Raw genomic sequence first — 25,176 nt, forward strand, 5'->3', positions numbered from 1 at the left:
ACCGCAAACACCATAAACAGCAACGCCCGCTTATGCGGGCGTGTCAATATGGGATGGCCGGACGCTTACTTTGCTCGAGGTCACGCGCTGGCGGATTCTGAGCCGCTGTTCTAATGAGGTGGAACGCCAGCTCAAGGACCTGGACATCGATGCTCGAAGGCGGATACGTCAGGAACGAGCAAAACCCCTGGCCGACGCGCTGCACCTCTGGATGCGGGGACTGGCAACCTGCAATGCCATAAAGTCAAAATGCCCGCTCATGCGGGCTGTCAAGATGCGTTCGGCGGACGCTCACCTTGGTCGCGGCTCAGCGCTTCCATTAGCAGTCTTGCACCGTGTGAGAGCGGTGCGCCTTTCCGCGTAACGAGTTCATAGGGCTCACTGCGTGAGGTTAGATTGAGCGAAAGAATGCAGGTCATCTCGTGACGGGCAAAAAACTGCGCGACGTCGATGGACACGAGCGCGACGAATGACGGATTGCTTCGCAGAATCGCGAGGGTGGCGAACACGGATGTCGTTTCGAGCAGATGTCTCGGGAAGCGGATTTCGGCATCCCTGAACTCGCGCTCGAGTAGCTGGCGCATCGGCATGTTCGCGCGGTAGACCACCCAGCGATATTCCGCAAGATCCTGTAGCGTAAGCCGCTTCGCCCGCCTGAGTGGATGCTGCACGTTGGCAACCACTGCGAGCGTTTCGTCCTGCAGCTTGAGCGAATCGTAAATCTGTGGCGTCTGGCTGATTGTCGTACGGCAGATCGCAAGATCGAGTCGGCCCACATCGATCAGACTCAGCAGGGCTGCGCTTGTGTCTTCCACTATCTCGACCGACAGGTCCGGGTTGAGCGCCGTGATTGCATCAGTAAGAAGCGGCACTGCCCCCATGATGACGCCAACCGACACACGGCCACCCTGGATCCCCACCATTTCCTCGCGCATATGCGAAAGCTCCGTGTAAATCACGCGCGCATAACGGATCGCGCAATGTCCGGTCTCGTTGGGTTGGAGCCCACGGTTGGTGCGATTGAATAGCGGCGTGTCGAAGGTGGTTTCGATTTCCTGCAGTGCCTTGCTGGCGCCTGGCTGCGTGAGCGCGACCTGCTGCGCGGCCTTGAGCAGCGAGCCGTGGTCGCCGAGCGCAATCAAAAGCCGCAATTGCTTCAGGTGCAGTCGGGAGATGATGGAATTGAGCGGGGGGATCATGGGCTTGAGGAAAAGTTATACCCGTATTAGAACTTCTCAATTACTGCGCAATAAGCTTTTTCCTATACTGGGTCAACGCAGCATTTTCAGGCGTCAAAGCGCTGCCAAAGTCTAGGCTGGTCAGTATCTAACGCCGCGGCAACGCATTCATTGACTGACTCATTATAACTAACGCTTATTGCCATGTCTCTCATCAACTACATCACGCAGATTCAGTTCGACTTTGGTGCCGTCCGTTTGCTTAAGAGTGAATGCGAACGCGTGGGCGTATCCCGACCATTGATTGTGACCGATAAGGGGGTGCGCGCCGCGGGCATTATCGATACCGTGCTCGAGGCGCTTGCGGGCGGTGTGCCGGCAACGATCTATGACGGCACACCGCCGAATCCGAACGAGGCTGCCGTGCGCGAAGCCGTGGCGGTTTATGAGGCCGGAGAGTGCGATGGCATCATCGCCGTAGGTGGCGGTTCCTCCATTGATCTGGCCAAGGGTGTGGCCGTTTGCGCCACGCACGATGGTCCGCTGCAGCGCTTCGCTGTGATCGAAGGCGGCGTGGCAAACATCACCGCGAAAACCGCGCCGGTCATCGCGGTGCCGACGACGGCCGGCACCGGTAGCGAAGTGGGCCGCGGCGCGATCCTGATTCTTGACGATGGCCGCAAAGTCGGCGTGATCTCGCCGTTCGTAGTGCCGCGCGTTGCGATCTGCGATCCCGAACTGACACTGGGCTTGCCGAGCGCATTGACGGCGGCAACGGGTATGGATGCCATCGCGCATTGCATCGAAACGTTCCTTGCTCCCGCTTTTAACCCGCCTGCGGACGGCATCGCGCTCGACGGATTGTGGCGCGCGTGGCGGCATATCGAGCGCGCGGCGCGCGAGCCCGGCGACCGCGTCGCGCGCATGAACATGATGAGCGCGTCGATGCAGGGTGCGCTCGCATTCCAGAAGGGCCTTGGTTGCGTGCACAGCCTGAGCCATTCGCTCGGCGGCATCAATCCGCGACTTCATCACGGCACGCTGAACGCCATCTTTCTGCCGGCTGTGCTCGCTTTTAACCAGGAAGCACCTTCCGTGCGCAACGAGAACAAGCTTGACCGCCTAGCAATGGCAATGGGTGTGAGCAATGGCAATGAAGTGGTTTCGTCGGTGCGCACTATGACGCAGCGGCTCGGCTTGCCCACCGGGCTCGCGCAACTCGGCGTCACGCCCACGATGTTTCCGGACATCATCACGGGCGCGCTCAAGGATCACAGCCACAAGACCAATCCGCGCGAGGCGTCCGCGGCGGATTACCGCGTCATGCTTGAAGCGTCGCTGTGAGGCGCGCAGGTGGGGCATGGCCGGGACGTGCGGCGCTTGCGCGCACGTGAATCTCGACGTTTGACATTCGGGGGTTCGATTTATCCCATTGAGGAAATGGAAATGGACATCGCAGGAAACCTATTGATTGGCCAGAGCGCGCGGCGCGGAACCAACGGTGTGTCGTATGGGCTCGACGCAGCAAGCGGCGAACGCCTCGCGCCCGGTTTCGGAGGTGCCACGCTCGAGGACGTGGATGCCGCTTGCGGGCTCGCGTGGTCCGCGTTCGACCTCTTTCGCGAAACGAGTCTGGAAGCCCGGGCGGAATTCCTGGATACGATCGCCGCCAATATTCTCGCACTGGGCGACGGGCTCATCGAGCGCTGCGTTGCGGAGTCGGGGCTGCCGCGCGCACGGATCGAAGGCGAGCGTGCACGCACGGTTGGTCAATTGCGCATGTTCGCGGACGTCGTGCGCTCCGGCGATTTTCTCGAAGTGCGTATGGATCCTGCGCAGCCGGAACGCAAGCCGCTACCACGCGCCAATCTGCGCATGCGCCATATTGGGCTCGGGCCGGTCGCGGTGTTCGGTGCCAGTAACTTTCCGCTCGCCTTTTCCGTTGCGGGCGGCGATACGGCTTCCGCCTTCGCGGCGGGCTGTCCCGTAATCGTCAAGGCGCATGCGGCGCACCCCGGCACATCAGAACTTGTGGGCGTGGCGGTGCGCCAGGCCGTGGAGGACTGCGGTATGCCGGAGGGGACGTTCTCGCTACTGTTCGGCAGCGGTCGCGAAATCGGTCAGGGCCTCGTGCGCGATCCGCGCATCAAGGCTGTGGGTTTCACCGGTTCGCGTCAGGCGGGAACGGATCTGATGGCTGTTGCCGCGGCGCGTCCCGAGCCGATTCCGGTATACGCCGAAATGAGCAGCATCAATCCGGTGATCCTGTTTCCTCATGCGCTCGAGCAGCGCGGCGAAGAGATTGCGCAGGCATTCGTGCAGTCGCTGACACTGGGCGCCGGTCAGTTCTGCACGAACCCGGGGTTGATCCTCGCGGTGCAAGGGCCGGCGCTCGAACGGTTCGTGGTGGCGGCGTCAGAAGCGTTGACTCGTACGCCGGCCGCAACGATGCTCACGCCGAGCATCCATCGGGCATTCGAGAAGAGCGTAGCGAACTTCTCTGCGCACCCACATGTGCAAACGGTGGCGCGCGCGCAGCCTGCTGCTGGCGCGAATGAGGGGCAGGGAGCGCTCTTTTCGACGACCGTCGAGGCGTTTCGCGAGGACGCCCTGTTGCGTGATGAGATTTTCGGCGCTGCTTCGTTGATCGTACGTTGTCCGGATTTGCAAGCAATGCATGCACTGATTGAATCGCTGGAAGGACAATTGACGGCGGCACTGCATATTGATGAAGCGGATTACTCGGCGGTGCGGCCGTTCCTGCCGGTTCTGGAGCGGCGTGTGGGGCGGGTGCTCGTCAATGGCTTTGGTACGGGCGTGGAAGTCTCGCATGCGATGGTGCACGGCGGTCCCTATCCGTCCACGGCCGACGGACGCTCGACTTCGGTGGGGAGTCTCGCGATTCGCCGCTATCTGCGGCCGGTGTGCTATCAGGACATGCCAGAGGTGTTGCTGCCTGAGGCGCTAAGAGTGGCTAATCCGTGGAAGGTCAATCGTCTCGTCGATGGAAAGATCGAGCTTGCGTAGCGTTAGCTCGTGTGCGCTGGCGCCCATGCCAGCAAGAGGAGGGTATGACATGGAGCAAGAAACGCCAAAAGAAGGCGTGAAGCATAACCGGGTAGCAATCGTGACCGGGGCGAGCACTGGAATCGGCCGAGCCACTACGCGTACGTTGCTCGATGACGGCTGGTGCGTTGTACTGGCTAGCCGCCGCGAGGATGCGCTCAATGAAGTGGTGCATGCGTATTGTGAGGAGGGAGGCGACGGCGCTCGTGCGATCGTGGTACCCACTGACGTGTCCGATCCGGCATCGGTGCAGCAACTGTTTGACGTTACGCGGGAGACATTCGGGCGCCTTGACCTGCTCTTTAATAATGCGGGCCTTGGTGTGGAAGGGGTGTCGGTAGAGGCATTGTCCATCGATCGGTGGAAGAAATTGATGGACGTTAACGTGACGGGGACGCTGCTTTGCACGCAGGCCGCGTTCCGGCAGATGCGCGCACAGACCCCTAGCGGCGGGCGCATTATCAATAACGGCTCGCTCTCCGCGCACGTCCCACGATTGCATTCTGCCGATTACACCGCAAGCAAGCACGCAGTCAACGGCTTGACAAAGGCCTGTGCGCTGGACGGACGCCAATACGGCATAGCGGTTTGCCAGATCGATTTCGGCAATGCGCAGACTCACATGACGGCGAAGATGGGCGCAGGCACGCTTCAGGCGAATGGCGAACGTGCACTTGAGCCGGTGATGGATGTGTCGCACGCGGCGCGTTCCGTCGCCTACATGGCGAGCCTGCCGCTGGAAGCCAACGTTCAGTTTATGACCGTCATGGCCACCGCGATGCCTTTTATAGGACGTGGTTAGCGCGAGCAGGTGTAGCCGTTAGACGTGGGTCGTTTTAAGCAGCACTACAAAACAAATTGGAGACACAAAATGCAAGCATCATTGGTGGCAGGCGAGCAGCCTGCCAATCTGATCGACGAGGCCAGAGTTCTTAACAAGGTTAGTTGGCGTATTGTTCCTTTAATCCTCGCCTGTTTCGTCGTCGCTTACTTGGACCGGGTAAATGTCAGCTTCGCCAAACTGCAGATGCAATCGGATATCGGCCTGAGCGACGCCGCCTATGGTCTCGGCGCCAGTGCTTTTTTTGTCGGCTACCTACTATTCGAAATTCCGAGTAATGCCATTTTGGTGAAGGTCGGTCCGCGCATCTGGATCGCGCGGATCATGATTACGTGGGGCATCGTCTCGGCCGCGATGATGTTCGTGCGCTCGGAAAATATGTTCTATTTTTTGCGTTTCCTGCTCGGTGTGCTGGAAGCCGGTTTCGTGCCGGGTGTGCTCTATTACTTCACACGGTGGTTTCCGGCCGAGCGCCGTGGACGGATCAATAATCTATTTTTCGGCAGCATCGCGCTGTGCGGCATTATCGCAGGGCCGGTTTCAGGTGCGATTCTCAAGTACTTCGACGGTGTGCACGGCTTGCCAGGATGGCAGTGGCTGTTTCTGCTGGAAGGCGTGCCTTCGGTCTTTCTGGGCGTGGTCGTGCTGCTGGTACTCGACGACCACGTCAAGGATGCGAAGTGGCTCACGCAAGACGAGAAGCGGTGCCTGAGCGAGATCCTTGCGCGCGACTCCCAAGTGGGCAGTACACATTCGTTCGCTGCGGCGCTGAAGCTGCCAATCACGTATCTGTTCTCGCTCATTTATTTCGGACTGTGCATGGGCATCTACGGTTTTCTGTTCTGGATGCCGCAATTGATCAAGACAGCCGGCACCACCGACCCGTTCATGATCGGCCTGATTACGTCACTGCCGTACATCGTGGCATTGATTGGCACGATCTTGCTGGGCAGGACGTCGGACCGTACCGGTGAGCGCCGCTGGCACCTAACGGGTTGCGCATTGGCGGCGGCAATCGGCTATGTGCTCAGCGCGGCGTATGGGAATAACACGGTGATTCTCGTGATCGGCATGATGATCGCGGCGACCGGCGTGATCGCGTCGTTCGGCATTTTCTGGATTTTCCCCGCGCGCGTATTGACTGGAGCGGCGGCCGCTGCGGGTGTGGCGCTCATTAATTCGATCGGGCAGATCGGCGGGCTCATCGCACCGTATATGGTGGGCAAGGTCAAGGAGGTGACCGGCAGCGCATCAATGGGTCTCTACACGATCGCACTGACCTGCGCAGTAACGGCTTTACTCATCGCCTATGCGATACCGCGAAACATTCGCTTCCGCGATGTCGGCGCGCAGCGACGATAAATGCCCCCGTCTTCTACTGACTACGACCTTATGAGCAAGCAACCCTTGATTCTTGTACGGCCATATACGCCGACTGATATGGCGATTCTCGAACAAACGTATAACGTGCACCGTCTGTGGGAGGCAACCGACAAGGTGAGCTTCCTTCGGACATCCGGCCCAGGTGTGCGCGCGCTCGCGACTGACGGTGAGCACGGCGCCGACGCAGCGACGATGGATTTACTCCCGGACCTCGAGCTCATCGCCAGCTTTGGCGTCGGACTTGACGCAATCGACCTCGCGCACGCACGGCGGCGAAATATCCGCGTGACCCACACGCCAGATGTGTTGACGGAGGATGTCGCAGACATGGCGTTCGGCTTGCTGCTCGCGTGCGCCCGCCGTATTCCGCAGTGTGATAGCTACGTGAGGCAGGGGCGCTGGCCCGAGGGCAATCCCGGCCTGACAACGCGCGTATGGGGCAAGCGTCTCGGCATACTGGGCCTCGGCCGCGTGGGGCGCGCAGTGGCCAGGCGAGCAGAAGCATTCAAGCTTGAAGTCGCATACCACGATCGATGCAGTTTCGACGATGTGCACTATCGCTATTTTGACGATGTGGTCGCGTTGGCTGCTGAAGTGGACTTCCTCGTGATCTGTGCGTCCGCTGATACTGACACGCGCGGTCTGATCGGCAAACCTGTGCTCGACGCATTGGGACACGATGGAATGTTAGTGAATGTTGGCCGGGGCGCGATCGTTGACGAACCTATCTTGCTAACGTACTTGCGCGAGCGCCTGATCGCTGGAGCCGCGCTTGATGTCTTTCACAATGAGCCCGATATCGCACAGGAGTTCTGCGAACTCGACAATGTCATTCTGCAGCCCCATCAAGCGAGTGCAACGAGGGAAACGCGCGCCGCCATGGGGGCTCTCGTACGGGAAAACCTGAGCGCTTACTTCGCCGGTCGGCCGTTGCTGACGGAGTTTCTTGGGCCAATGAGATAGGCAAGGCGAGCGCGAGAGCGCGGAACGCCACGCTTAAGCGTTCGGCAATTAAGAACCGTATCAATGCATCAGGTGTCGCGCCCCAATTTGCGCGACTGACACTCTTTTAGGAACGTGCGTACCATGACGACAGAAAAGCATCCGTCGGTTGCAACGGGGAATCGTCCCCGCCTGCGCAGCCGCCGCTGGTTTGACGATCCCGCCGACCCGGGCATGACCGCTCTGTATATCGAGAGGTACATGAACTTCGGTATCACACGCGACGAACTGCAGTCGGGCAAACCGATCATCGGAATCGCGCAAACCGGTTCGGACCTTGCGCCATGCAATAGGCATCATCTCGACCTGGCCAAGCGCGTCAGGGACGGCATCCGCGATGCAGGTGGAATTCCCCTCGAATTCCCGGTACATCCGATCCAGGAAACCGGTAAGCGCCCGACGGCCGCGATCGACCGCAACCTCGCGTATCTTGGTCTCGTCGAGATTCTGCACGGCTATCCAATCGACGGCGTGGTGCTCACTACCGGCTGTGACAAGACTACGCCGGCCTGTCTGATGGCGGCGGCCACGGTGAATATTCCATCGATCGTTCTTTCGGGTGGACCGATGCTCGACGGTTGGTACCAGGGGCGTCTGGCGGGCTCTGGCACCGTCGTGTGGGATGCGCGCAAGCGGTTTGCTACGGGCGAAATCGACTATGACGCTTTCATGAACATGGTGGCATCGTCTGCACCGTCGGTGGGGCACTGCAATACGATGGGCACCGCGCTGTCGATGAATTCCCTCGCCGAGGCGCTTGGCATGTCACTGCCCGGGTGCGCCGCGATTCCCGCGCCTTATCGGGAGCGCGGATGGATGGCGTATCGTACAGGGGAGCGGATCGTCGAGATGGTCGCCGAAAATCTGCGGCCGTCCGATATCATGACCCAGGCCGCGTTCGAGAATGCGGTCGTCGCCGCAGCGGCGCTCGGGGCATCGTCGAACTGTCCGATTCATATTGTCGCTATTGCGAGGCACATGGGGGTCAACCACACGCTCGATGATTGGCAGCGCCTTGGGCCGGAGATTCCGCTACTCGTCGACTGCCAACCGGCCGGACGATTTCTCGGCGAGGCGTTTCACCGCGCGGGAGGTGTAGCGGCGGTCATGAAGGAACTGATGTTGGCCGGACGTCTCCACACGGAGGTCAGGACGGTCACGGGACGTACATTGGCCGAAGACCTGGCTGCAGTCGAGGTGCCGGACCGTACAGTAATTCGCGCCTTCGACAGTCCGTTGAAGGAGGCGGCGGGTTACGTTGTCATGTCCGGCAATCTTTTCGACAGCGCCGTGATGAAGATTAGCGTTATTGATTCCACTTTCCGCAAACAGTTTTTGTCCAATCCAGACAACCCAGACGTATTCGAGGGTAGGGCTATCGTGTTTGAGGGACCAGAGGATTATCATGCGCACATCGACGATCCGGAATTAGGTATCGACGAGCGCTCCATTCTCGTCATTCGTAACTGCGGGCCCGTCGGTTATCCGGGCGGCGCGGAAGTCGTTAATATGCAGCCACCCGCCGAATTACTGAAGCGCGGTGTCAAAACATTGCCGACAATAGGTGATGGCAGGCAGAGCGGCACTTCGGCGAGTCCGTCGATCCTCAACGTGTCGCCGGAGGCGGCTGTCGGCGGTGGCCTTGCGCTACTCAAAACGGGCGACAGGATTCGTATTGATCTGAAATCGCGCAAGGTGGACGTGATAATGCCGGAAGATGAGCTCGCCCGCAGGCGCGATGCGTGGATCGCCCCCACGTTGGAGCACAAGACTCCGTGGGAGGAGATTTATCGGAGTCTCGTGGGCCAGCACGGCAGCGGCGCGTGCCTGGAACCAGCCACGCTTTATATGAATATCTTGGAGACACGTGGTGAGTCGCGTCATAATCATTGACGCGTCGTAAGGGGAACGCTTCGATATGTCCGCGCAGGCAGAAACGACCTCGATTCCCTTTAGCGAGAGCATCGAACGCGCGACGCGTGCGATCTAGCAAGAGCAATCACCGATATCCTATGGAAGGCTGCCCTCTTGTGCCAAGGCTCTGACCAAGGGGGCAAAATGGGCGGCCGCTGCGCTTAACGGCCGTCCCGCAGGCGTAATAAGGCTGATGGCTGGCAAGCGCATTGGTGTGTTCAGAGGCAACGCACGCAATGCGCCGAGTCGCCCATAATGTGCGGCGAGCGAGGCTGGCATCACGGCCACCATCTCAGAGATCTGCAGTAACGCTGTCGTCAAGACCGTAGATGAGGTCTCGGTGATATTGAGTTTGCGAGTGATGCCTGCCTCGCGTAGCGCCGCATCCAGGCGTGTACGCTGAGGTGCACCAGGCGGCTGCATGATCCACGTGGCGGAGATCAATTCCTTCAGTGAGACGCTGCTCTGTCCAAGCAGGGGATGGCCTTGACGGACCACGACCACCAAGGCTTCTTCCGATAGCGGGCTGACGTCATAGTCGCCAGCTGCATGCTGGTCAGTGAGACGGCCTAAAACCAGATCGACTTCGCCGCGTTCTAGCAGATGCACGATAACGTTGCTGGTGTCCTCGATGACGCCGACCTGCACGTTCGGGTGCAGGCGTTTGTATTCGATCAGGGCAGGCGCGACCAGAGATGGAACGGCGCCGGGCACGCTGCCAATGCGCAGGTGACCTTTTAATCCCGAGGCCAGCGCCGCCAACTCCTCACGCATGATGCCGAAATCGCTGAACAGCGTGCGCACGTAGCGTACGACGACTTCGCCAGCGGTCGTAGGCAGAACACCGCGCGCACTTCGTTGGAAAAGTTTGACGCCCAGAGTTTCCTCTGCCTGTTGCAGTAGCTTGGTCGCTGCAGGCTGGCTGATGTTGAGTGCGGTGGCCGCGCGGCCAAGATTGCGTTCCGCGTCCAGCAGGCGAATCAGCAGCAGTTGCCGGGTGCGCAGACGCAGCAGCAGTTGGGCATCGGTGAGGGCTGTCATACCCAGAATGATATACAAAAATATATGGCTTAGTGCCAAAAAGAGATTGGATTGGGAATGGCGCTGCTTGCTAAGCTGCGCGGCATACCAATTACGATATCGAGACAGACATGAACGTATTCTCCCGGGCAGCGATGGCATGCGCTGCCGTTTTGTCGATGTGGTCCTGTCATGTCGCTGCGGCGGAGAACTATCCTTCGCAGCCTGTACGGATCCTGGTTGGCTCTCCCCCTGGCGGCGGTACGGATATCTTGGCTCGCCTGCTGGCCGAGCGGTTCGGCAAGGATTTTGATCAGTCGGTGGTCGTGGAGAACCGTCCTGGCGCGTCTAACACCATCGCCGCCGACATTGCTGCCCGTGCGGAAAAGGATGGGCTGACGCTGCTGCTGGCAACGACGACGGCGCAAGCCATTGCACCGCATATTCTCAAGCTGAAATATGACCCATTACGCGATTTGCAGCCTATCGGTCTGGTTGCTGTCATGCCGAGCGTGCTGGTGGTGTCCGCGACTTCGCCTTATAAAAATGTCGATGACCTGTTGCAGGCCATGCGCAAGCAGCCCCAGCCTTTTCGTTATGGTTCGTCGGGCGTGGGCAGCACCCAGCATGTGAGTGGCGTCGCTTTTGCCGCGGCGACCGGTTTACGTCTTGATCACGTGCCCTACAAGGGCAGTGCCCAGGCTCAGATCGACCTGATAGGCGGACAGATCGAGATGATATTCGACAGTTCATCGTCGGCAATGCCTCAGATCCGATCTGGCAAGCTGCGTCCGTTGGCGGTCAGCGCCCAGAGCCGAGCGGCCGAGTTGCCTGATGTCCCGACCTTGACCGAGCAGGGTGTTAAAGACGCCGATGTGAGCATATGGTATGCGCTCTATACGACTGCGGGTACACCGGCGCCTATTGTCCAGAAACTGAGCCAGGAGTTGCAGGCCGTTCTGCAGACGACTGAGGCGCGTGAGCGCATTGCTGCCTTGGGAGGTGAAATCCGTCCGATGACCATCGAGCAGTTTGCTCAGTTCAATAAAGAAGAATTCAACCGCTATGGCAAGCTCGTCGCCAACGCGGGCCTCAAAGCGCAATAACCGTAAAGCCTCATTCTATGTCTGCAAATCCTATGTCTGCTGTTCCGCCTCTCGCTGTACTACTCGGCGATCCCGCCGGCGTCGGCCCTGAAATGGCTGCTCGATTGCTAGCGGCTCCCAACAATTTGAATCGCTTTCCACTGTTTATCGTCGGGGATGCGTGCGTCTGGGAGGATGCACAACGTGTGGCTGGCGTTCGTATCGATACCCGGATCGTCAGCGATATCAAAGACATTCGTCCGGGGTCCAGCCAAGTTGCATTGCTCGAGATTGATGCTTTGGGAGGTCGCCTTCCCGAGCGTGGCCAGTCGACGGAACTCGCCGGCAGAGCCGCCTTTCTGGCGTTGGAACGCGCCATTGACCTCGTGTCGGCAGGCCAGGCGTCAGCCATTCTGTTTGCTCCGCTGAACAAACATTCCCTGAAGTTAGGCGGGCTGGAGGCTGAAGACGAACTTCGTCATATGCAGGAGCGTTTTGGTGTGTCTGAGTTCGTCTGCGAATTCAATATTACCGATGCCTTGTGGACCTCACGCGTGACGTCCCATGTACCGCTGCGTGAGGTGGCTGATCATCTCAGTATCGAAGGCGTGATCGAAGCGATCAAGCTGATTGACGATGCATTACGCCGTAGTGGATTGTCCGAGCCGCGTATCGCGGTGTGTGGACTGAACCCTCATGCCGGAGATGGCGGCTCTATCGGCCGCGAAGAGATCGATCTCATCGGCCCAGCAGTTCGCGCGGCAGCGACGCAGGGCTTGGCTGCATCGGGTCCCTATCCGTCTGACACCGTGTTCATCCGCGCGCGGCGAGGCGATTTTGATGCCGTGGTTTGTATGTACCACGATCAAGGGCAGATCGCCATGAAGCTCATGGGCTTTGATCATGGTGTCACTTTGCATGGCGGCCTGCCTGTGCCGGTGGCGACTTCAGCCAGCGGCAGTGCTTTTGATATTGCCGGCAAAGGCATCGCCAACGTGCAGGGTTTGCAGCGCGCTTTTGATTTGTGTGTGCGGATGGCCAGCGCGTCGCGGGTTGTGCAATAGCGTAAGCCTGCAGGGTCCCTCCTGAGACCCGCTTGTTTGCAATGGCGTCAGTTGGGTGGGGGAGTCCGCTGGCTGTCGCAACTCTTTCAGCCATTAATGGCTTGCGCGGTCGGTCATCATTTCGGCCAATATTCTTCTATAACGAGCGTGTTGGCCGAAGCGGACATGATGCGATGCAGCGTATATTGCGTGACAGCGCTGTGCGCTATTGCGCAGGAAGACGGCCGCTGCGTTTGAGTTCGGCTGCCAGCCGGGTCAATGACGGTTTCGCAGCATCGATATCTTTTTGCCATGCTTGTCCGTCTTTATAGGCAATGATGGCTGAGAAAGCTTTTGCCGAGTCGAGAAAACCTGGATCTTTCAAGGCTGCTTCCAATGCGGTTTGCAGCTTGTTCCGCATGTCGGCTGGTACGCCTTTATCCACCGCCAGGCCACGATCCGATGGCACGACAACATCAAAGCCTTCTTCTTTTGCAGTCGGTACATCCGGCAGCATGGGAGCACGGTCTTGTACGAACTGTGCCAGAATTCTCAGTTTTGTCTGCTCTCCGGCTGGATTTGGCACCGCTGTGTGGCTCGCGAAAATCATGTCCACATGTTGCCCCATCAAAGCAATTTTTGATTGGCCCGTGCCCGTGTACGGAACCTCGGTAAACGATGCACCGCTTTCCAACATCAGAACATTCAATGCGACTCCGCCATTGCTGCCTAGTCCATTTTGACCAATCGAGACGCTCTCTGGTTTGGCTTTAACTGCCGCAACCAAATCTTTTAACGAGGTATAGGGACTATCGTCGCGTACCACTAATAAGGTAGGGTCGCTGACAACCCTTCCGATTAACGCAAACTGATCTGGGTTGTAAGGCGTGGATTGCACCAACGGCATGAAATTCATCGGTGGCGTGTTGACCATTGCTACCGTATAGCCGTCCTTGGGTGCACGCTGGACATAAGAGTTCGCTATCGCACCTGAGGCGCCCGGCTTGTTGACGATGACGATATTCGCCGCATCCGACAAGTGCTTTTGCATAAACGGCGCCAGCGTGCGTGCCAACACGTCGGTTTCTCCACCCGCAGCGAAGCCTACGACGAGTTCGATGGGTTTATCGTTGGGCCATGCTGCCCAGGCAGGTGTACAGAGGCTTGCGCTGGCAAGTATTGCGGCGAACAGCGTTGAGCCGATAGGGAATGCCATGGTTATTCTCCTTTATGTCATTTATTGTTGTTCGAGCCCGCTTTGCGGGCTCTGTGATTACAGCAAGCAATCAGGTTGTTCGCGCACGATGGCGTCGTAGATGGGTTGAAAGTGCAGCCAGGCCATAAAGGGCGTCGCCAAGTGATTTTTCGAGTGCAGGGCGGCTTCCCGGTTGATCATTTTCAGCGGTTTGCCGGTGGCCTCGGCTTTGAGCTGAATTTCGCAGGCGCGCTCCGCGGCAATAAACCACCAGGCGGCTTCCTCGATCGTTTCCCGTCCCGCTGAAAAGAGACCGTGATTCTGGTGGATCGCGATTTTGGCGTTGCCGAAGGCGTGCGCGACGGCGTGACCCTTGTCATCTTCCACCACCACTGCGCCGGCTTCCTCGGTAATCAGGGCCTGGTCTTCGTAGAATCCGCAAGCGGTCTGGGTGATCGGGTCCAGCGGCCGTCCCAGCGCGGCCCATGCCATACCGTTGGTGGTGTGGGCATGGCATGAGGCCATCACATCCGGGTTGGTTTCGTGAATGGCGGAGTGCAGGACAAAGCCCGCCCGGTTGACCGCCCATGTGCCTTCCAGGACGGTGCCAGCGTGGTCTACCAGCATCATGTCGCTGGCGCGCACGCGTCCGAAGTCCATGGCAAAAGGGTTGGTCCAATACAGGTTGGGATGTTCCGGGTCTCTGACCGTGACATGGCCGGCAAAACCGTATTCGTAGCGAAATTTCGCAAACACCCGACAGACCGCAGCCAGGCGCTGACGGCGGTGCCAGCGCTCTGCCTCGATCGAGTCGAATGTCGGATACTTCGGAAAATACAGGTTCTCTTGCTTGGGACGGTAGACGGTTTCCTGTGTTGACGGCATGAGGACTCCTGGCAGGTTTGTGGCAGAGGCCGGCAACGCACTCTAGGCTGTGCGGTCGGTCTGCTGAGGCTGGTGAATGCTGGATTCTAGGCAGTGCTCTAACATAGTGACCAATCACATAAATAGTGCCGGTCATAAACCCGGCTTATGGAGACGTCGGGTCCGCTATGCTTGCTCGCATTCAGTTGCGCCATTTAGAGGCTTTTCATGCTGTCATGATGTCCGGGTCGATCACGGGGGCGGCGGCATTGTTACACGTTACGCAGCCCGCGGTCAGCGCGACGATCAAACACTTTGAGCAGCGCCTGGGATTCACGTTGTTTCGGCGTCAAGGAGGCCGACTGGTCCCAACGCCGGAGGCTCGCGCACTCTTGCCGGAGGTGCAGGATATTTTCGGGCGGGTTGCCGGGTTGGAGCGCTTTAGCCAGGACCTTGCCGAAGGCATTCAGGGGTCACTGTCTATCGCAGCCAGTTCGCCCATCGCCAATGCATGGTTAGCGCAGGCCGTCGCCGAATTCGTCAAGATACGTCCAAAGGTTCGCATCTCACTGCAATCGATGGACTCGAACCTGATTACAGAAAAACTTATTAATGAACAGATAGATCTAGGCGTGGCTTTTGCACCGGGAGAGCACGAGGGCGTGCAGTCGCTGCCTATGGGGCATGCCGAGCTCAGCTGTATTTTCCCTGAGACGCATCCGTTGGCTGCACTCGAGTCGATCACTATTGAGGATCTATCTCTTTATCCAGTGATTACTTATGTGCCGCAAGCGTTGTTGCGTCGTTGTTTGGCCGGGTTTCTCAATCCACCCCCGAACATACAGGTCGAGGTCGCGACATCGATGACGGGAATTGTGCTGGCCTTCCACGGCGCAGGCGTCGCGCTGGTCGAGTCGAGTCTGTTGAAGGCGTTGCCTGTGCCGGGGCTGACGAGCCGGCCGTTGGCGCCTGAGGTTCAGGTGCATAGCTATCTGCTGTGGAGTACGCTGCGACCACAGACCGAGCTCGCGCGAACGTTTGTACAGCATCTGAAAAGCTCGCCGGTCGCGTAGCGACGGTGCTACGCGCACATCCTACCAAGCAGTCTCATACATGCGCTGCGCGTCTTCGATGGTGACCGTGCGTGGGTTGTTGACCAACAGTCGCGTTTGTTTCATGGCCTCGCTCGCGAGCATGGGGCATGCCTCTTGAGGGATCCCGATTTCGCGCAGCCGGGCCTGCAGTCCAATATCATTTATCAGTTGCTGGATGAGGCTAATCAAATCCATCGCGGCTTTGGACGAGGTGGCGCTTGAAAACTCCGGGTTGAGCTGAGCAACCAGCTCTGCATAGGGCTCGGGATGTGTTGCGACATTAAATCGTAGTACATGTGGCAGCATCAGGGCGTTTGATAGGCCGTGGGGGACGCCATAATGTCCACCAAGCGGGTAGGCGAGGGCATGTACGGCAGCCACGGGTGAGTTGGCGAAGGCTTGTCCTGCAAGCAATGACCCCAACAGCATGGCCGAACGCGCTCGCAGATCGCTGCCATTCTGGACAGCTTGCCGAATACTGCCCACAAGCAGCTTCAGGGCCTGAATTGCCAGGCCTTTGGAAATAGGGTTGTTATTCGCATGACTGGATGCATACGCTTCGATCGCATGCACCATGGCGTCAACGCCGGTCGCAGCGGTCACCGCAGGGGGAAGGCCGAGTGTCAGCACCGGATCGAGTACGGCGACATCCGGTAAGAGGACGGGCGAGACTACTCCCTTTTTCTCGTGCTCACCTACAGTGATAATCGATATGGGCGTGACTTCCGAACCTGTGCCCGCTGTGGTCGGGATCAACACGAGCGGTAAACGTGATGCGCGAATATTGTCGATGCCGTAGATTTCAGAGATGTGCTGCGTGCTTGCAGACATGGCAGCGACCAGTTTGGCCACGTCTAGTGACGAGCCGCCGCCTAAGCCAATGATGCCTGTCGCTCTTGTTGTGCGCGCGATGTCTATAGCGCGTAAGACCAGTGATTCAGGAGGGTCGGCCACTACCTGATCAAACAAGTGAACTTCCAGATTGTGGGTCTTCAGACCAGCCGCGACAGGATCGACGATACCGGTCTTAATCAGACCAGGATCGGTGATGATCAATACGCGCGGCCCCAACCGCGCGGCGTATTGAGCAATAGACTTAGCTTTATATGCACCGAATACGATTGACGGCGTGGTGTTGAAAGTGAACGGATTCAATGTGTGTCTCTCTTATGCTCAAACGGCGAGTGATTGTGGATCGCCGACGACGCCTTGTCGCAACAGGTCTGTGATATCACCATCCTGGTAGCCGAATTCACGCAGGATTTCGCGAGTGTTTTCTCCTAGCAGAGGGGCCGGATGTTTGACGACGGCAGGTGTTTCTGAAAACTTTATCGGTAGTGCAAGCGCGTTGCCTTTGCCTGCGACGGGATGCTCGACGTCGATCACCATATCGCGGGCGCGTGTTTGGGGATGATTCAGGGCCTCTGCGACGTTATGCACGGGACCTGCAGGGATCCCGGCAGCATCGAAGCGGGTGATCCAGCATTCGGTCGTGTCTTTCTGCAGCTCCGCTGAGATGGCTTCAGCCAGCTCGTCTTCGTGTAGTTTGCGGGCGGCGTTTGTTGCGAATCGCGGATCGGATTTCCATTCCGAATGACCCAGCATATCCGCGATGCGTTCCCAGTTTGCTTGGTTCGCTCCGCCTAGGACGAGCCAACTGTCCTGAGTACGAAACGCTTGGTAGGGGGCTGCCAAGGGGTGAGCCGAACCCGAGGCTCCCATGGACTGGCCCGTCTGGAAATACATCGCCGCGAACCAATACATTTGTTGTAGCGACGACTCGATGAGCGAGGTTTCTACGTACTGTCCTTTGCCGCTATTCGCACGATGCAGCAGTGCGGCCAGAACGCCGACGACAGCCAGCACGCCGGAATTGATATCTGCGACCGAGTTCCCAGGCTTGACGGGTTGCCCGTTCTTTTCGCCGGTGACGCTGAGCAGGCCTGCGAAGGCTTGTGCGATGAGGTCAAAGCCGCCCTTATCGGCATAGGGGCCCGTACGTCCATAACCGGAGATGGAGCAATAAATCAGGCGGGGATTGAGTTCGGACAGGGTGTCCCAACTCAGACCCAGCTTGTCCATCGTGCCCTTTCGATAGTTCTCTAAGAACACGTCGCTCGAGCGAGCCATGCGTTGCATGATTTCCTGCCCCGCAGACAGCTTGAGGTTTATTGCCATACCGCGTTTATTGCGATTGAGCATGACAAAGGGAGCGGGGAGTGCCTTGGTCGAGGCGCCGGTATAGACGCGGGAATCATCCCCGTGGGGCAATTTTTCGATTTTGATGACATCGGCGCCTAGGTCCGCGAGCATCATGCCGCAGGTCGGGCCTGCCATGATCTGTGCGAGTTCTAACACCTTGATGCCGGAAAGCGGGGAAGAAGACATTTATTTACTCTGCTTTGATACCTGCGGTTTGTACGACGGTTTTCCACTTATCGAGATCTGTGCGGATTTGCTGCATCAATTGCTCTGGCGAGCCGCCGATGGCGTCCAGCCCTTGCTCTTGCAGGGCATGCTGGACTTCCTTGCTGGCCAACGTTGTTTTCAAGGCGCTATTGACCTTTTTGACGACGTCGTCGGGTAGGCCTTTGGGGCCGACGATGGCAAACCAATTGAGGGCTTCGAAGCCCTCGACGCCTTGTTCAGCAATCGTAGGAACGTCGGGAATCGACGATGATCGTTTTAAAGAGGTCACTCCCAATGCCCGAATCGTGCCGGCTCGGATTTGGGGGATGGCCGGAGCCAGCGTAGAGACGCCCAGCGATATCTGGCCGCCTATGAGGTCTGCCATGGCAGGGCCGCCTCCGCGATACGCGACGTGTTGCATGGATGTGCCTGTTGCGATTTTCAGTTGTTCGCCGGCGACGTGGCCTCCGCCGCCTACACCCGATGTGGCGTAGCTGTATTGACCCGGCTTCTCCTTCAGGAGGGCGATGAGTTCCGGCAGCGTTTTGGCAGGCAAGGACGGATGTGCGACCAGTACCAAGCCACTATCTGCCGCCATGCCGATGGGCGTGAAGGAAGTGAGCGGATCGAAGTTGATTTTGCGGATATTCGGCAAAATGACCATGGCGCCGGAATCGATCAGATGCAGTGTGTATCCGTCCGGCGTAGCCCTCGCTGCGGCTTCGGCGGCAATGCCTCCGCCTGCGCCGGCCTTGTATTCGATGACGACAGGCTGCCCGAGTACTTCACTGAGCTTGGGCGCGATAGATCGAGCTGTCGCGTCAGCGGCTCCCCCGGGGGTATAGCCAAGCAGGAGCCGAATGGGCTGGTTGGGGTAGTTGGAGGCGAATGCAGTGCCGCTGCAGGCGAGCATCATCGTCAGGATTCCAGCAGAACGCAGCAAGTTTTGGTGGACGAATTTCATCTACTTTGTCTCCTCTAAGGTTGTTATTAGCGGGCTCGGCGCATGTCATGCAGTGGATGTCCGGCCCAAGCTGATCAATCTGATCAACGGCCTTCAAAAAGGGGTGTCCGCTTTTCCTTCCAGGCTTTGACGCCTTCGCGAATGTCGTCCGACCGCAGGCACTGCGATTCGCGTAACGCAAATTTCTGCGGGTCTAATCGTTCCTGGGCGAGATCATTGAGCGCGGCCTTCATCCCCTGGACCGCCAGCGGGGCCATACTGGCTGCGGTAAGGGCCGCTTCGCGCGCGGCATCCTGCAGTTGGTCTGCGGGTACGATCCGGTCGATGAACCCTGTAGCCAGCATTTGTTCGGCGTCTAGATTTTCCGCAAACAGAAACAAGCGTTTCGCCGTGTTAAAGCCAAGGCGCGAGACATAACGCCGCATGCCGTCCAGGTAGTAGTGCAGCCCCAATCGGGCCGCCGGCATGAACATCTTTACGGCGGGCGTGCCAAGCCGTAGATCGCAGGCCAACGCCAGATCGGTTGCGCCGCCATAAATCCCGCCGTTCAGCGCGCAAATCACGGGTTGGGGCAGGTGTTCTACCGCACTGACCATGGCTGCAAACGGATTGACTACCAACTCGGTCCCCGGCGATTCCTCGGTCGATTCCAGCAGGGTGGTGAGATCGGCGCCCGCACTGAAATGTTTGCCTGTTCCTGTCAGGATCACGGCCCGTACGCGCGGACTCTTGGCCAACAGTTGGCAGTGCTCAATCAGGGTCTGTTGGTCTTCTGGTTCGATGCGGTTGGCCTGGGCTGGCCGATTAAGACGAATCGTCGCAATGGCGTCCTCGACGTGCAGCGTCGGGGGAGTGGATTGCTGTTCCTCCATGTTCACCTCTTTTTTGGTATTTGTTGAATGTGTTTAAGGTATACCACGACTAATTTAATTAAAACATATGGAAAACACTGATGTGCCAGAAAGGGATCTAATACAAAATTCCGGCCATTAATATTCTTTCGAGTAATGGTTCAGCAATGCCTTTCGCCCAGGTACATGACACCTCCCTCTATTACGAGGTCACGGGAAGCGGCAGCCCTATCCTGTTCATTCATGAATTGGCGGGCGACTTCAGAAGCTGGGAGCCCCAGGTGCGTGCCTTGGCACGAAGTCACACTTGCATCACGTATAGCGCCCGTGGCTATCTGCCTTCTGGTGTACCAGAGGCCCTTGGTTCTTATTCCCAACAGCAGTCAGCGCGCGATGCAATCGCCCTGTTGGATCATTTGGGGATTGAAAAGGCTCATATCGTTGGGTTGTCCATGGGGGGCTTTGTCACGGTGCAGATCGCCCTAGATTTCCCGGCAAGGGTGCGTTCGGCAACGATAGCGAGTTGTGGCTCGGGATCCGAACCGCAGCTCTATCACAGCAAGCAGGCTGCCTTTCGAGCCATGTCCGATCAAGTCGCCGCGCAAGGCACGGGAGCGTTTGTGCGGGCTTGCGATGTGGACCTGACTCGCGATAGCTACAAGCGTAAGGATCCACGGGGATTTGCGGAGTTTCTCTCCCAGCTGGCTGAGCATGATTCGCGAGGGCTCGCTAATACGCTGAGAGGAGTTCAGGGTTCGAGACCGTCTTTGTGGGACTTTGAGGCACAACTGCGCACGACCTCGCTGCCCGCGTTGATTCTATGTGGTGATCAGGACGCACCGTGTCTGCAGCCGAGTCTATATCTCGCCGGTAACTGGCCCGGTGCCAGATTGGCAGTATTTCCAGGAAGCGGTCATGTACTGAATCTGGAAGAACCTGCACTGTTTAACCAGATCCTTAAAGACTTTATCTACACGCTATAAAAAATCCACAGAGGAGACAACATGAAATACACGGCAAAAGCCTGGCTGGCAACGTTGGCACTATCCTTGGTGATACCTGCTGGTGCATGGGCACAATCGATATTGAAAATCGGCTGGACCACGACTGACAGTCCTGACGATCCCTATGCGCTTGCTGCGCATTATTTCAGCGATGCGCTCAAAGAGAGCGCTGGCGACAGTATTACGGTGCAGTACTACCCGAATCGGCAGTTGGGCGACGAGAAGCAAATGTTGGAGGGGCTGCGCTTTGGGACGGTCGACGCTGCGGTCATTACTAATTCCGTTGTGGCTCAGCTGGAGCCTGCTTTTGGGCTGAATGATCTGCCGTTTCTTTACGCCAGTGCGAACAATGCGTATCAGGTCCTGGACGGGGCGGTAGGAGAACAGTTGGCGAAGAAGCTCGAAGCCAAAGGCGTCATTGTGCTCGGGTTCACCGAGGGAGGATTTCGCCATATGCTCAACAATAAACGCCCCGTTGCCGCCCCGGAAGACGTCAAGGGCGTGAAGTACCGGGTGATGCAAAATCCGGTATTCATAGACATGTTCAATGCCATGCATGGTTCGGCCGTGCCCATGGCGTGGGGCGAAACTTTTACTGCCGTGCAACAGGGCACGATTGATGGTTTGGAAGTACCGTTGGCGGTCGCTGCGGGCAATAAGTTATACGAAGTCACGAAGTTTCTTTCGCTAACTGGCCACAGCTATTCCACGAATTTACTGTTGATATCCAAGCGCGCCTTTAACAAGCTTACGCCCGAACAGCAACAACAAGTGATCGCGGCCGGCAAGAAGGCCACCGATGCGCAACGTGTCAAAAGCGCTCAGAATGACGCCGCTTTACGCAAAGTCATGGCCGATAACGGAATGGCCGTGAATGAGATCACCGATGTGTCGGCGTTTCGGAGTGCCGTCGCGCCGCTATATGACAAGTATCGCCCCAAGGTGGGATCAGCGTTGCTTGATCAAGCCCTCAACAGTGCCCAGTAATCATGCCAGGGGGGAGGGCGCATGCATCGGTTTTTTGATGGATTGGACCGGGGGCTGCGGATGGTGGTCGTGGCCCTGACTTTAATCATGTTGTTCGTCCTGACGTTGCAGGTGTTTTCGCGATACTTGCTGGGTCAGGCGCTGTCATGGAGTGAGGAGATCGCTTTACTGGGTTTTGCCTGGATTATCGCTATTTCTACGGCGTTGGTCGTGCGTAACGGATTGCACGCGCGCATGTCGTTGTTGCCTGACTCGTTGCCGCCGGCAGGTAGGGCACTGGTGGAGCGCATCATTGCTTTATGCGTCGTGGGTCTGGGGATAGCGCTGGTGCGCTCGGGGATCGACTACATGCTCGAAACCCGTGGGATGTTGTCGGCGGCGTCAGAGTACCCGTTGGAATTGCTGCATGCCGTAGCGCCTGGATTTGGAATCTTGCTCACCATATTTGCTCTGGAACGTGTGGTGTACGGAGCAGGAGGGCAACGATGAGCGCGCTCGCCTGGATGCTGTCTGCGGGTTTTGGCAGCCTGGTTGTCATTGGCGTGCCATTTGCTTTCGCCATTGGGCTGGTCGTGGTAGGGGCGCTGTGGATCGCAGATATTGATCTCATCCTGCTATCACAGAGTTTCGTGGCAAGCACGCAATCCTTTTCTTTGCTGGCTATTCCATTTTTCATGCTTGCCGGCGAACTGATGAGCGCCGGAGGATTGTCTGAGCGCCTTGTGCGTGTTGCCGATGTCTTTGTTCGCCACCTGACAGGGGGCCTTGGACACGTGACTGTGGTCGCCGCGTTGATTTTTGCGACGATATCAGGATCAGCGCCGGCGACGACGGCGGCGATTGGCGCCATCATGATTCCCGTCATGACGCAACGCGGTTATCAGCGGGGCTTTGCCGTCGCGCTTGTCGTATGCGCAGGTGTTCTCGCCCCGCTTATCCCGCCATCTATTGCCTTTGTGATCTGGGGAGTTATCGCCGAACAGTCAATTTCACGGCTGTTTACGGCAGGTATCCTGCCTGGCTTGCTGATGGCGATCAGTCTAATGATCATCTGCTATCTGCATGCCAAGCGACACAAGGTGGCGACGATTCCGAGGGCGACATTTGCCGAGGTGCGAGACGCCCTGCGAGGTGGAATCTGGGCCTTGCTTGCCCCCGTCATCGTATTGGGCGGGATCTATGGAGGAATATTCACCCCGACGGAGGCGTCAGTTGTCAGCTGCGTCTACGCCATCTTTGTCGGGACGGTGATCGAGCGCCGCTTGAAGTTGAATGACCTTCCAGCGATTGTCTGGCGCGCGCTTTCTGTTACGGCGATCATCATGTCCATCATCGCGTTTTCCAGCGGGTTTGGAATCATTGTGGCACAAGCGCAGTTGGCGCATCATCTGACCGAATGGCTGACTGCGCATATCCACGAAAAATGGCAAATGCTGCTGGCGCTGAACGTGATGTTTATGTTGCTGGCGGCAATCATGGACGAAATTGCTATTATGGTTGTCCTGGGGCCGCTGCTGATGGCAATCGCCGCTAGTTTTCAGGTCGACCCCATTCATTTTGGAACTATCATCGTTACCAATGTGGCCATGGGAATGGCTACGCCGCCTGTTGGATACTGCTTATTTGTTGGAATGGCCGTAAGTGGGCTCAAGTTAGGGGAAGTCACGCGGGCGATCTGGCCATGTATCTTGGCCATGTTTGCCGTGTTGATGCTGGTCACCTATGTGCCCGCCTTTACCTTGGTGCTGCAGGACGTTCTGCACTGATGCCATGGAAGAAATTGAGATGTCACCTGGAAGTACCAAAAAAACTGGTTTGGCGATCGATATCCGAGCTTCTCTCGAGGCCGACATCGACAACGGAGCATTGTTGCCTGGCGATGTGTTGGACGAACGCAAGCTGGCAGATCGATTTGGCGTGTCGCGGACCCCGGTGCGCGAGGCGATTCAACAGCTAGCCATGGCAGGGCAGGTGGAGATTGTGCCTCGGCAGGGCATATTCGTTGCGCGGATGTCGATTAGCGAGTTGCGTGCGATGTTTGAATTGTTGGCCGAGATGGAGGCTTCTTGCGCGAAACTGGCGGCTCGCAGGATGCAAGAGCCGTGGCGGCAAATGATGCTGGACTCAATGGAGTTGTGTCTGCAGTTGAGTGCCGGGGATGACTTGGTCGCCTATGGCCAGGCAAATGCTGATTTTCACGAGGCCATATACCAAGGCTGTTGTAATCGGTTCCTGGCCGAGCAAGTCCGCATGGCTCGGCGGCGCACGCAGAGTTATCGCCGCAACCCGTTCCAGCTACCCGGGCGTATGCGGCAGTCTGCGTTGGATCATCAGCTGATTGCGAATGCCATCATCGCAGGCGACGAAGACGCCGCCGTGCGGGCAATGATCGAGCATATCGCGGTCAGTGGAAAGGGCTTTGCGGAGTTCATCAGCACACTGCCTGAATCAATGTTGGCCAGCCACGACGTGGCCTATCCTTCGTCTCGTCGGACTAGATAGTATGAGCAGGCCACAACCCATCAGCCGTAACGACTATCCCGTCTTTGTCCCGATCCAGACGCGATGGATGGACAACGACGTGTATGGGCATGTCAATAACGTGACCTACTATTCGTATTTCGACACGGCGGTCAATCACTATCTGATCCAGTGTGGCGTGCTCGACTTTACATCGGGCAGCACGATTGGTCTGGTCGTTGAAACCGGTTGCCAGTATTTCGCGTCAGTGTCCTTTCCCGATGCGCTCGAGGCAGGTCTGCGTGTCGCGCATATTGGCCGATCGAGTGTTCGATACGAGGTTGGTATCTTTAAAGTAGGCGACACAGAGACGCGCGCTGCGGGACACTTTGTGCACGTCTATGTCGATAAGCAAACCCGTCGGCCAGCACCGATTCCGGCTGATTTTCTGGCTGCGCTTGAGCCGTTGTCGATGGCCCGTCGTTGAGCTCGTTTACATTCTATTCGTTCGCGATGAGCCGCGCGGCCTGAGGACCTCGCGCCAAGCCGGCTCGGATAGCTTGTAGTAGTGCCCGCCGACCTCTGCTGTCGGCATCTAGTTTGCGTGATACCAGTTCCATGGCGCCTCGTACTTCGCCCACATGCTGATGGACATATTGCGCCGCCATGGCACCGCTGGTGGTATGGCGGTCGTAGCGTATCCACTGATAGCGCTGAGACGGATTAAGCCGGGTTTGTCTGCATGGTGTGGAAAATGTGCAGGATGGATTCCGGAACAATACGGCGCTTTCTATTTATCGTAAAAACAGAATAATA

At 57.9% G+C, this 25,176-nt stretch carries 23 protein-coding genes; 15 read left to right on the forward strand and 8 right to left on the reverse strand.

Going from position 1 to position 25,176, the window contains the following annotated elements:
* Nucleotides 1-269: 269 nt before the first annotated feature.
* On the reverse strand, nucleotides 270-1,199 hold the full coding sequence (locus ACYVI2_RS26710; RefSeq protein ID WP_415820947.1) for a LysR family transcriptional regulator: 930 nt from the start codon (nucleotides 1,197-1,199) through the stop codon (nucleotides 270-272).
* A gap of 183 nt (nucleotides 1,200-1,382) precedes the next feature.
* On the opposite strand from ACYVI2_RS26710, the gene ACYVI2_RS26715 reads away from it, so the two are divergent.
* The 6 genes from ACYVI2_RS26715 to ACYVI2_RS26740 all read left to right on the forward strand — a co-directional run bounded on the left by ACYVI2_RS26715 (nucleotide 1,383) and on the right by ACYVI2_RS26740 (nucleotide 9,363).
* Complete coding sequence (locus tag ACYVI2_RS26715; RefSeq protein WP_460490378.1) at nucleotides 1,383-2,522, forward strand: iron-containing alcohol dehydrogenase; 1,140 nt, start codon at nucleotides 1,383-1,385, stop codon at nucleotides 2,520-2,522.
* Nucleotides 2,523-2,624: 102 nt separating this feature from the next.
* A complete protein-coding gene (locus tag ACYVI2_RS26720; RefSeq protein ID WP_415820949.1) occupies nucleotides 2,625-4,205 on the forward strand; it encodes an aldehyde dehydrogenase (NADP(+)) in 1,581 nt (526 codons plus the stop codon).
* A 49-nt stretch (nucleotides 4,206-4,254) separates the two neighbouring features.
* A complete protein-coding gene (locus ACYVI2_RS26725; RefSeq protein ID WP_415820950.1) occupies nucleotides 4,255-5,046 on the forward strand; it encodes an SDR family oxidoreductase in 792 nt (263 codons plus the stop codon).
* 69 nt (nucleotides 5,047-5,115) lie between these two features.
* Nucleotides 5,116-6,447 (forward strand): MFS transporter, encoded by a 1,332-nt coding sequence (locus ACYVI2_RS26730; RefSeq protein WP_415820951.1) that lies wholly within the window; start codon nucleotides 5,116-5,118, stop codon nucleotides 6,445-6,447.
* 30 nt (nucleotides 6,448-6,477) lie between these two features.
* Nucleotides 6,478-7,431, forward strand: coding sequence for a 2-hydroxyacid dehydrogenase (locus tag ACYVI2_RS26735; protein WP_415820952.1), 954 nt, complete (start codon nucleotides 6,478-6,480; stop codon nucleotides 7,429-7,431).
* Between the two features lie 123 nt (nucleotides 7,432-7,554).
* Nucleotides 7,555-9,363, forward strand: coding sequence for an IlvD/Edd family dehydratase (locus ACYVI2_RS26740; protein WP_415820954.1), 1,809 nt, complete (start codon nucleotides 7,555-7,557; stop codon nucleotides 9,361-9,363).
* A 117-nt stretch (nucleotides 9,364-9,480) separates the two neighbouring features.
* Here the strand turns inward: ACYVI2_RS26740 and ACYVI2_RS26745 are convergent, their stop codons facing one another.
* Nucleotides 9,481-10,425: a LysR family transcriptional regulator gene (locus ACYVI2_RS26745; RefSeq protein WP_415820955.1), complete on the reverse strand. Its 945-nt coding sequence runs from the start codon at nucleotides 10,423-10,425 to the stop codon at nucleotides 9,481-9,483.
* A gap of 110 nt (nucleotides 10,426-10,535) precedes the next feature.
* Here ACYVI2_RS26745 and ACYVI2_RS26750 point away from each other — a divergent pair, with 110 nt between their 5' ends.
* Both ACYVI2_RS26750 and ACYVI2_RS26755 read left to right on the forward strand, forming a co-directional pair.
* Nucleotides 10,536-11,510, forward strand: coding sequence for a Bug family tripartite tricarboxylate transporter substrate binding protein (locus ACYVI2_RS26750; protein WP_415820956.1), 975 nt, complete (start codon nucleotides 10,536-10,538; stop codon nucleotides 11,508-11,510).
* Between the two features lie 32 nt (nucleotides 11,511-11,542).
* Nucleotides 11,543-12,553: a 4-hydroxythreonine-4-phosphate dehydrogenase PdxA gene (locus ACYVI2_RS26755; protein ID WP_415820957.1), complete on the forward strand. Its 1,011-nt coding sequence runs from the start codon at nucleotides 11,543-11,545 to the stop codon at nucleotides 12,551-12,553.
* Nucleotides 12,554-12,758: 205 nt separating this feature from the next.
* Here the strand turns inward: ACYVI2_RS26755 and ACYVI2_RS26760 are convergent, their stop codons facing one another.
* The gene (locus ACYVI2_RS26760) at nucleotides 12,759-13,610 is read right to left on the reverse strand and encodes a tripartite tricarboxylate transporter substrate binding protein (protein ID WP_415820958.1); all 852 of its coding nucleotides are present in this window, start codon (nucleotides 13,608-13,610) and stop codon (nucleotides 12,759-12,761) included.
* 195 nt (nucleotides 13,611-13,805) lie between these two features.
* The gene (locus ACYVI2_RS26765) at nucleotides 13,806-14,612 is read right to left on the reverse strand and encodes a class II aldolase/adducin family protein (RefSeq protein ID WP_415820960.1); all 807 of its coding nucleotides are present in this window, start codon (nucleotides 14,610-14,612) and stop codon (nucleotides 13,806-13,808) included.
* Nucleotides 14,613-14,779: 167 nt separating this feature from the next.
* Between ACYVI2_RS26765 and ACYVI2_RS26770 the strand changes: the two genes are divergently transcribed.
* Nucleotides 14,780-15,664: a LysR family transcriptional regulator gene (locus ACYVI2_RS26770; protein ID WP_415820961.1), complete on the forward strand. Its 885-nt coding sequence runs from the start codon at nucleotides 14,780-14,782 to the stop codon at nucleotides 15,662-15,664.
* A 21-nt stretch (nucleotides 15,665-15,685) separates the two neighbouring features.
* Here the strand turns inward: ACYVI2_RS26770 and ACYVI2_RS26775 are convergent, their stop codons facing one another.
* The 4 genes from ACYVI2_RS26775 to ACYVI2_RS26790 form a co-directional block, all read right to left on the reverse strand.
* Complete coding sequence (locus ACYVI2_RS26775; protein ID WP_415820962.1) at nucleotides 15,686-16,840, reverse strand: iron-containing alcohol dehydrogenase; 1,155 nt, start codon at nucleotides 16,838-16,840, stop codon at nucleotides 15,686-15,688.
* 18 nt (nucleotides 16,841-16,858) lie between these two features.
* Nucleotides 16,859-18,073: a CaiB/BaiF CoA transferase family protein gene (locus ACYVI2_RS26780; protein ID WP_415820964.1), complete on the reverse strand. Its 1,215-nt coding sequence runs from the start codon at nucleotides 18,071-18,073 to the stop codon at nucleotides 16,859-16,861.
* 4 nt (nucleotides 18,074-18,077) lie between these two features.
* The gene (locus ACYVI2_RS26785) at nucleotides 18,078-19,058 is read right to left on the reverse strand and encodes a Bug family tripartite tricarboxylate transporter substrate binding protein (protein ID WP_415820965.1); all 981 of its coding nucleotides are present in this window, start codon (nucleotides 19,056-19,058) and stop codon (nucleotides 18,078-18,080) included.
* Between the two features lie 83 nt (nucleotides 19,059-19,141).
* Complete coding sequence (locus tag ACYVI2_RS26790; protein WP_415820966.1) at nucleotides 19,142-19,930, reverse strand: enoyl-CoA hydratase/isomerase family protein; 789 nt, start codon at nucleotides 19,928-19,930, stop codon at nucleotides 19,142-19,144.
* Nucleotides 19,931-20,076: 146 nt separating this feature from the next.
* Here ACYVI2_RS26790 and ACYVI2_RS26795 point away from each other — a divergent pair, with 146 nt between their 5' ends.
* From ACYVI2_RS26795 to ACYVI2_RS26820, 6 genes are read left to right on the forward strand one after another with little or no spacing between them, the layout of a single operon-like run.
* Nucleotides 20,077-20,892 carry an alpha/beta fold hydrolase gene (locus tag ACYVI2_RS26795; RefSeq protein WP_415820967.1) on the forward strand — a complete coding sequence of 272 codons (816 nt, stop codon included), beginning with the start codon at nucleotides 20,077-20,079 and terminating at the stop codon, nucleotides 20,890-20,892.
* A 21-nt stretch (nucleotides 20,893-20,913) separates the two neighbouring features.
* Nucleotides 20,914-21,900, forward strand: a complete 987-nt coding sequence (locus ACYVI2_RS26800; RefSeq protein WP_415820968.1) for a TRAP transporter substrate-binding protein — start codon at nucleotides 20,914-20,916, stop codon at nucleotides 21,898-21,900.
* A gap of 21 nt (nucleotides 21,901-21,921) precedes the next feature.
* The gene (locus ACYVI2_RS26805) at nucleotides 21,922-22,389 is read left to right on the forward strand and encodes a TRAP transporter small permease (protein WP_415820969.1); all 468 of its coding nucleotides are present in this window, start codon (nucleotides 21,922-21,924) and stop codon (nucleotides 22,387-22,389) included.
* Between the two features lie 14 nt (nucleotides 22,390-22,403).
* A complete protein-coding gene (locus ACYVI2_RS26810) occupies nucleotides 22,404-23,666 on the forward strand; it encodes a TRAP transporter large permease (RefSeq protein WP_415821026.1) in 1,263 nt (420 codons plus the stop codon).
* 19 nt (nucleotides 23,667-23,685) lie between these two features.
* Nucleotides 23,686-24,402, forward strand: coding sequence for a GntR family transcriptional regulator (locus ACYVI2_RS26815; protein ID WP_415820970.1), 717 nt, complete (start codon nucleotides 23,686-23,688; stop codon nucleotides 24,400-24,402).
* Between the two features lies 1 nt (nucleotide 24,403).
* Nucleotides 24,404-24,847: an acyl-CoA thioesterase gene (locus ACYVI2_RS26820; protein ID WP_415820971.1), complete on the forward strand. Its 444-nt coding sequence runs from the start codon at nucleotides 24,404-24,406 to the stop codon at nucleotides 24,845-24,847.
* Nucleotides 24,848-25,176: the final 329 nt, after the last annotated feature.

It is taken from the genome of Bordetella tumbae, from assembly GCF_054780995.1.